Source organism: Streptomyces montanisoli (assembly GCF_017813245.1).
In the GTDB taxonomy this organism is placed as follows: domain Bacteria; phylum Actinomycetota; class Actinomycetes; order Streptomycetales; family Streptomycetaceae; genus Streptomyces; species Streptomyces montanisoli.
In genome coordinates this window covers 1-7,807 of the sequence record NZ_JAGIQL010000233.1, presented here as the reverse complement: position 1 = coordinate 7,807, position 7,807 = coordinate 1, and the positions used below count along the sequence as shown (strand labels likewise).

At 70.4% G+C, this 7,807-nt stretch carries 7 protein-coding genes; 4 read left to right on the top strand and 3 right to left on the bottom strand.

From position 1 onward, the window contains the following. The first annotated feature begins 183 nt into the window (after positions 1 to 183). From JFN87_RS30715 to JFN87_RS30700, 4 genes are all read left to right on the top strand, one after another. Positions 184 to 1,518 carry an ABC transporter substrate-binding protein gene (locus JFN87_RS30715; protein ID WP_209345417.1) on the top strand — a complete coding sequence of 445 codons (1,335 nt, stop codon included), beginning with the start codon at positions 184 to 186 and terminating at the stop codon, positions 1,516 to 1,518. Between the two features lie 158 nt (positions 1,519 to 1,676). Then, positions 1,677 to 2,546, top strand: coding sequence for a carbohydrate ABC transporter permease (locus JFN87_RS30710; RefSeq protein WP_209345419.1), 870 nt, complete (start codon positions 1,677 to 1,679; stop codon positions 2,544 to 2,546). Then, positions 2,543 to 3,475, top strand: a complete 933-nt coding sequence (locus tag JFN87_RS30705; protein WP_209345416.1) for a carbohydrate ABC transporter permease — start codon at positions 2,543 to 2,545, stop codon at positions 3,473 to 3,475. Before JFN87_RS30710 ends, JFN87_RS30705 begins: the two co-directional genes overlap by 4 nt. A gap of 35 nt (positions 3,476 to 3,510) precedes the next feature. Then, positions 3,511 to 4,539: a hydroxyacid dehydrogenase gene (locus tag JFN87_RS30700; RefSeq protein WP_209345414.1), complete on the top strand. Its 1,029-nt coding sequence runs from the start codon at positions 3,511 to 3,513 to the stop codon at positions 4,537 to 4,539. 112 nt (positions 4,540 to 4,651) lie between these two features. On the opposite strand, the gene groL is transcribed toward JFN87_RS30700, so the two are convergent. The 3 genes from groL to JFN87_RS30685 form a co-directional block, all read right to left on the bottom strand. Next, positions 4,652 to 6,274, bottom strand: a complete 1,623-nt coding sequence (gene groL, locus JFN87_RS30695; RefSeq protein WP_209345412.1) for a chaperonin GroEL — start codon at positions 6,272 to 6,274, stop codon at positions 4,652 to 4,654. A gap of 98 nt (positions 6,275 to 6,372) precedes the next feature. After that, the gene (gene groES / locus JFN87_RS30690; protein WP_209345410.1) at positions 6,373 to 6,681 is read right to left on the bottom strand and encodes a co-chaperone GroES; all 309 of its coding nucleotides are present in this window, start codon (positions 6,679 to 6,681) and stop codon (positions 6,373 to 6,375) included. A gap of 318 nt (positions 6,682 to 6,999) precedes the next feature. Next, a partial coding sequence (locus JFN87_RS30685) for a polysaccharide deacetylase family protein (RefSeq protein WP_209345408.1) occupies positions 7,000 to 7,807 on the bottom strand: 808 nt, incomplete at its 5' end.

Below are 7,807 nucleotides of genomic sequence, written 5' to 3'. Positions count from 1 at the left end.
CGCCGCGGCCGCGCGTGCGGGCCACGCCCCCGCGCCGGTGCGTCCGGCCTGATCACCACAGCCTGATCACCGCCCCATCGTTTCGATCATTTTTCGATCAATCAATCTTTCGCTCTTGACTTCGCTCACGACGGCTCGAATCATCGCCGCGACCGCCTGTCCCCGACGCAGAGGAGCAGCGCCGTGAGCCCTACCTGGTCCCGGCCCCTACGAACAGCCGTGGGAGCCGCCGCCGTCTTCCTCTCCCTCACCGTGCTCGCGGGGTGCGGCGGCGCGCCGGTGGCGCCCGCGGAAGGGACCGCGGCGCACCCCGTCACCGTCACCTTCTGGGCCTGGACCAAGGGATCCCAGGAGGTGGCGGACGAGTTCAACGCCACGCACGACACCATCAAGGTCAAGTTCGAGGAGATCCCCTCGGGCGGCCTCGGCGGCTACCCGAAGATCTCCAACGCGATCAAGGCCGGGATCGCGCCCGACGTACTGTCCATCGAATACCCGGAGCTCGCGCAGTTCGTCAGCCAGGGCTCGTTGAAGGACCTCAGCGGCTACCTGACGCCCGCGGTGAAGAAGCGGTTCCTGCCGCAGACCATCCAGCTGACGACGATGGGCGGGAAGAACTGGGCGGTGCCCTCCGACGCGTCGCCGCAGATCTTCTACTACCGCAAGGACTTCTTCGCCCGGCACCACATCGCGCTGCCCAGGACCTGGGCCGAGTTCCGCACGGCCGCGCGGCAGGTGAAGAAGGCCGCGCCCGGCACCCGGATCGCCACCTTCTTCCCCGACGACCCGACGTTCTTCCAGACGATGGCCTGGCAGGCCGGCGCACGGTGGTTCACCACGAGGAACGGGGCGTGGCGCGTCGACACCGTGGACCCGGCAACACGCAAGGTCGCGGCGTACTGGCAGCACATGATCGACGACGGGCTCGTCTCCACCGCGCCCTCCTACAGCCCCGAGTGGACGGCGTCACTCAAGGCGGGCACCACCGTCGGCTACCTCGGCGCCTCCTGGGGCGCGGGCACGCTCGCCGGCATCGTGCCCGAGGAGAAGGGCGAATGGGCCGCGATGCCCATGCCGAGCTGGGACGCGGCGCACCCGTCCGTGGGCATGAGCCAGGGCTCCACCTTCGCGATCTCCAAGAACAGCACCAAGACCGCCGCCGCCATGAAGTTCATCCTCTGGATGGCCACCTCCAAGGACTCCGTGCGGGCGCGCGTCAGCGCGAGCACGTCGACCGCCCTGCCGGCCGACCCGTCGCTCGTCCCCGTCGCACGCAAGGCCATCGACACCAGCTTCTACGGCGGCCAGGACCTCTACAGCCTGTACGAGAAGGCCGGCGCCACCATCGACCCGCACTGGCTGTGGGGGCCGACCGCCGCGGCCAACAACGCCCTCAAGGACCAACTGCACGGCGTCGTCGGCGGCAGCACCACGCTGCCGCGCGCGATCGCAGCCACCCAGCGCGCCACCGTCTCCGCCCTGCGCGGCAGCGGTCTCACCGTGGAGGACGCCTCATGAGCACGGAAACGAGCACGGGAGGCACCGGCCCCGCGCGGCCGCGGACACCGTCGGCCACGCACTCCGCCACCACCGCCACCACCGCCACCTCCGGCGCCGGGGCACCCCGCACCCGGGCGCGCGGCGCGGGCCGCCGCCGCGGTGGCGGCCGCACCGGCATGGCCGCCGGGATCCTGCTCACCCCCTTCTTCGTCCTGTTCACGGTCGCGATGCTGATCCCCGTCGGCTACGCGATCTGGCTCAGCCTGTTCACGCAGAAGCTGTCGGGGCTCGGATTCAGCGGCCCGCACAGCGTCTTCGACGGCCTCGGCAACTACCTCGCCACCCTGGGCGACGCCGCGTTCCGCGACGGCTTCCGGGTGCTCGCCGGGTACGTGGTCTGCTACATCCCGATCATGGTCGGCGGCGCGCTCGTCATCGCGCTGCTGCTGGACACCGCGCTCGCGCGCGCCCGGCGCTTCTTCCAGCTCGCGCTCTTCCTCCCGCACGCCATCCCCGGCCTGATCGCGGCACTGATCTGGGTCTACCTCTACACGCCAGGCCTCAGCCCCGTCGTGGACGCGATGCGCGCGGGCGGCATCGGCCTCGACTTCTTCTCCTCCAACGGCGCGCTGCCCTCCGTGGTGAACATCGCGCTGTGGGAATGGCTCGGCTACAACGTCGTCATCTTCTACGCGTCGCTCCAGGCCGTCGACCGCTCCCTCCTCGAAGCCGCCGCCGTGGACGGCGCGGGCAACTGGCGCCAGGCGTGGAGCATCAAGCTCCCCCTCATCCGCTCCTCCGTCTTCCTCGTGCTGCTCTTCACGATCATCGGCTCGCTCCAGCTGTTCACCGAGCCGCTGCTGCTCTCCGGCTCGGGCTCGGCCATCACCAGCGCCTGGACCCCCAACCTCTACGCCTACGCCGAGGCGTTCCAGCTGGGCGACTACGGGCGGGCCGCCGCCGCGTCCGTCCTCATCGCACTCGTCGCCGCCGTGCTGTCCTTCGGCGTCACCCGGCTCGCCAACAGGAAGGGAGCGCGGTCATGACCACTCCGCTCATCGTCGACCCGGCCGGACGGCCGGGCCCCGCCGCGGGCCGCGCGGACGGCCGCCCGCCCGTCACCGCGGGCCGCAGGCCCCGCAGCCGCTGGCTGTCACGTACCGCCGTCAACGGCCTGCTCGCCATCGCCGCCGCCTACACCCTCTTTCCCCTCGTCTGGCTCGTCACGGCGGCCACCAAGAACGCCGGCAACATCCTCGGCGGCAACGTCTTCTCCTTCGCGGGCTTCGACTTCGGGCACAACCTGTCGACCCTCGCCACCTACCAGGGAGGCATCTACTTCCGCTGGTACGGCAATTCGCTCCTCTACGCGGGACTCGGCGCCCTCGGCTGCTCGCTGGTGAGCGTCGCCGCGGGCTACGCCTTCGACAAGTACGACTTCCGGGGCAAGGAGAAGCTGTTCGCCGTCGTCCTGCTCGGCGTGCTCCTGCCGTCCACGGCGCTGTCCCTGCCGCTCTACCTGCTCGCGGTCTCGACACACACCGTCAACACCTACTGGTCGGTGCTGATCCCCGTCCTCGTCAACCCGTTCGGCGTGTACCTCTCCCGCATCTTCAGCGCCGGCTACATACCGAACGAGGCGCTGGAGGCCGCGCGTATCGACGGGGCGGGCGAGATGCGCGTCTTCTGGTCGATCGGGCTGCGCATGGTCATGCCCGGCTTCGTGACCGTCTTCCTCTTCCAATTCACCGCGATCTGGAACAATTTCTTCCTCCCCCTGGTGATGCTCTCGGACAAGAACCTGTACCCGCTGAGCCTCGGCCTCTACAACTGGCACAGCGTCGCCAACGCCTCCCCCGACTTCTACCCGATGGTCGTCTCGGGCTCGCTCCTCGCCGTCCTCCCCCTGATCGTCGCCTTCGTGACCCTCCAGCGGCACTGGAAGGCCGGCCTGACGGCAGGCGGCGTCAAGTGACCTCCGCGACCCGCACGAGGAGTACGAGTTCCACCATGCACCACCCCACTGACAATCGCCCCGCCGCGCTGCTCGCGATGGGTCCCGGCATCGCGGACCGGCTGCTCACCGCCGCCCACCGGGACCGGCTCGCCGGGCTCGTACGCGTCGATCCCGGCCTGGTGGCAGGCGACCTGACGGGCTGTGACCCGGCCGTCGAGGCCGCGCTCGCCGAGGCCGAGGTGCTGCTCACCTGCTGGGGCGCGCCGCCGCTCACCGCGTCCGTGCTGCGCGCGGCGCCCCGGCTGCGTGCTGTCGTCCACGCGGCCGGCACCGTCAAGCAGATCGTCACCGACGCGTGCTGGGAGCGCGGCATCGCGGTCAGCTCGGCCGCCGGGGCGAACGCGCTGCCGGTCGCGGAGTACACGCTCGCCGCGATCCTGTTCGCCGGCAAGGGCGTCCTGGCGTCCGCCCTGCGCTACCGCGCGGTGCGCGCCGGTCACGACTGGCACGGCGAGCTGGCGGAAGCGGGCAACTACCGCCGCACGGTGGGGATCGTCGGCGCCTCCCGGGTCGGGCGCCGCGTGATCGAGCTGCTGCGCCCGTTCGACCTGCGCGTCCTGCTGTACGACCCGTACGTCGACGCGGCGGGCGCGGCGGCCCTCGGCGTGGTCCGCGTACCGCTCGACGAGCTGTGCGCGCGCAGCTCGGTGGTCTCCGTCCACGCGCCGCAAGTGCCCGCCACGCGCCACATGATCGGGGCGGCTCAGCTGGCCGCGATGCCGGACGGGGCGACGCTGGTCAACACGTCACGCGGGTCGCTGATCGACGAGGACGCGCTGCTGCCCGAGCTCGTATCGGGACGCCTGAACGCCGTGCTCGACGTCACGGAACCCGAACTGCCCGCGCCGGACTCGCCGCTGTACGACCTGGACAACGTCCTGCTGACGCCGCACGTGGCGGGTTCGCTCGGCAACGAGCTGCACCGGATGGCGGACCACGCGCTGGACGAGATCGAACGCTTCACGAAGGGCGAGCCGTTCGCGGAGCCCGTGCAACCGGCGTCACTGCACCGCTCGGCGTGACGCGGGCCCTTCGTGACGCGGGCACGTGCGTACGCGGAAACGGGCGAGGCCCGGCACCCGTCTCGGGGTGCCGGGCCTCGCCCGTACAGCGGTACAGCGCTACAGGACTGCGTCAGTGCGCGTGGCCGTGGCCCGCGGCCGCCGGCTCCTCTTCCTCCGCCGGCTTCTCGACGACCAGGGTCTCGGTCGTGAGCAGCAGGGAGGCGATCGACGCGGCGTTCTCCAGCGCGGAGCGCGTCACCTTGACCGGGTCGATGACGCCGGCCTTGACGAGGTCGACGTACTCGCCGGTCGCGGCGTTGAAGCCGCTGCCCTTGTCGAGCTCCGCCACCTTCGAGGTGATGACGTAGCCCTCGAGGCCCGCGTTCTCGGCGATCCAGCGCAGCGGCTCGACGACGGCGCGGCGGACGACGGCGACGCCGGTGGCCTCGTCGCCCTCCTTGCCGAGGCTGTCGGAGAGGACCTTGCCCGCGTGGACGAGCGCGGAGCCACCGCCGGAGACGATGCCCTCCTCGACCGCGGCGCGGGTCGCGGAGATGGCGTCCTCAAGGCGGTGCTTCTTCTCCTTGAGCTCCACCTCGGTGGCGGCGCCGACCCGGATCACGCACACGCCGCCGGCCAGCTTCGCGAGGCGCTCCTGGAGCTTCTCGCGGTCCCAGTCGGAGTCCGTGGTCTCGATCTCGGCCTTGATCTGGTTGACGCGGCCCGCCACGTCGGCGGAGTTGCCGCCGCCGTCGACGATGGTCGTGTCGTCCTTCGTGACGGTGACGCGGCGGGCGGAGCCCAGCACGTCGAGACCGGCCTGGTCGAGCTTGAGGCCGACCTCCTCGGCGATGACGGTCGCGCCCGTGAGGGTGGCGATGTCGCCGAGCATGGCCTTGCGGCGGTCGCCGAAGCCGGGCGCCTTGACCGCGACGGCGTTGAACGTGCCGCGGATCTTGTTGACGACCAGCGTCGACAGGGCCTCGCCCTCGACGTCCTCGGCGATGATCAGCAGCGGCTTGGAGCCGCCCGCCTGGATGACCTTCTCCAGCAGCGGGAGCAGGTCCTGGATCGAGGAGATCTTGCCCTGGTTGATCAGGATGTACGGGTCCTCGAGGACGGCCTCCATACGCTCCTGGTCGGTCACCATGTACGGGGACAGGTAACCCTTGTCGAAGGCCATGCCCTCGGTGAAGTCCAGCTCGAGACCGAAGGTGTTGGACTCCTCGACGGTGATGACACCGTCCTTGCCGACCTTGTCCATCGCCTCGGCGATGAGCTCGCCGACCTGCTGGTCCTGCGCGGAGAGCGCGGCCACGGCGGCGATGTCGGACTTGTCGTCGATCGGGCGCGCGGTCTCCAGGAGGTCCTTGGAGATCGCGGCGACGGCGGCGTCGATGCCGCGCTTGAGGGCGGCCGGGGACGCGCCCGCGGCCACGTTGCGCAGGCCCTCGCGTACCAGCGCCTGGGCGAGCACCGTGGCGGTGGTGGTGCCGTCACCCGCGATGTCGTTGGTCTTGGTCGCCACCTCCTTCACGAGCTGCGCGCCGAGGTTCTCGTACGGGTCCTCGACCTCGACCTCACGCGCGATGGTGACGCCGTCGTTGGTGATGGTGGGGGCGCCGAACTTCTTGTCGATGACGACGTTGCGGCCCTTGGGGCCGATCGTCACCTTGACCGTGTCGGCAAGCTTGTTGACGCCGCGCTCGAGGGCGCGACGGGCGTCCTCGTCGAATTTCAGGATCTTCGCCATGGGAGCTTCCGTGTCCTCTCAGACGACCTGCGCCCCTGTCCGCCCGGCGTACGCGGGGAGGCCAGGGGCGCAGGTCGGAAAAGCAATACTGGGGTGAGTTACTTCTCGATGATCGCGAGCACGTCGCGAGCCGAGAGGACGAGGTACTCCTCGCCGCTGTACTTCACCTCGGTGCCGCCGTACTTGCTGTACAGAACGACATCGCCGACGGAGACGTCGAGCGGCAGGCGCTCGCCGTTCTCGAAGCGGCCCGGACCGACGGCGAGGACGGCGCCCTCCTGGGGCTTCTCCTTGGCGGTGTCCGGAATAACCAGGCCAGAGGCCGTGGTCTGCTCGGCGTCGAGCGGCTGGACCACGATGCGGTCCTCAAGCGGCTTGATGGCAACCTTGGTGCTGGCGGTCGTCACGATCCGACCTCCCCCTTCGGAGATCTCACGGGGTTGACTGTCTGAGGTGGCGACCAGCCGGACCGTCGTCGCGGGTGCCGGGCCTGCCCGTCGCGCATTGGCACTCTCACTTGCTGAGTGCCAGACCTGAGACTATGACCGCGATTAGCACTCGGTCAAGCGGAGTGCCAATCGGGCGTGGACGCGCCGCGTCTCCGTCCCCCTCGCGGGCTCGCCGTCCCCACCGTACGTCCGCGCCGCCGGCGGGCGGGGCGCCGCGCCGCGCGCCGCCGCCGCGTACCGCGCCCGCGCCCGTGGTCGGGATCGGGGTCGCGTCTCTCAGACGTAGTCCTCCAGCCTGGCGACGGCGTAGCCCTGGTCGGTGATGCGCCGCAGCAGGTTCTTGACGTTCTCGACCATGGTGGCGTTCCACTCGGAGCGGCCCTGGAAGTGCGTGAGGATGATGTCGCCGGGCTCGAAGTGCTGGGCATCGTCGCGCCAGTCCATGTGGGTGGGGAACGCCTCCGTCTCCCACAGAGGTACGGCCTTGATGCCGCACGACTTGGCGATGCGCAGGGTGTCGCCGTTGTAGTTGCCGTACGGCGGGCGGAACAGCGTGGGGCGCTTGCCGTACTCCTTGGCGAGCTTGTCCTGCTGGCCGCAGATCTCGCGCTTCTGCTGGGCGTCGCTGAGGCCGGGGAGGTAGGGGTGGGTGAGGGTGTGGTTGTTGAGGGTGACGCCGCTGGCCTGCATCTTGGTGAAGTAGCCGTAGTCGTCGCTGATCAGGTAGTCGCTGAGGAACGCGCTGTACGGGACGTGCAGCTCGGACATCATCTCGATGAACTGCGGCTCCTTCTCCGACCCGTCGTCGATGGTGATGAAGACGACCTTGTCCTTGGTGGGGACGCGGGTGAAGACGGGCGGCAGGCCCGCGTCGCCGCCCTCGACCTCGAACCCCTTGCGGGTCGTGATCCTCGGCTTCACGGCGGGCGGCGGCGGCGCGGCCAGCGGTGCGGCGGACAGCCCCCACTTCTTGGCGGTCGCGAGGCGGGCGGCGGCCGTGGCCTTGAGGCGGGAGGCGTAGTCGGCGAGCGCCCCGGCGGGCTGCCCGGCGTGCGCGCCGGCATCGGCACCGGCGGCGCCGACT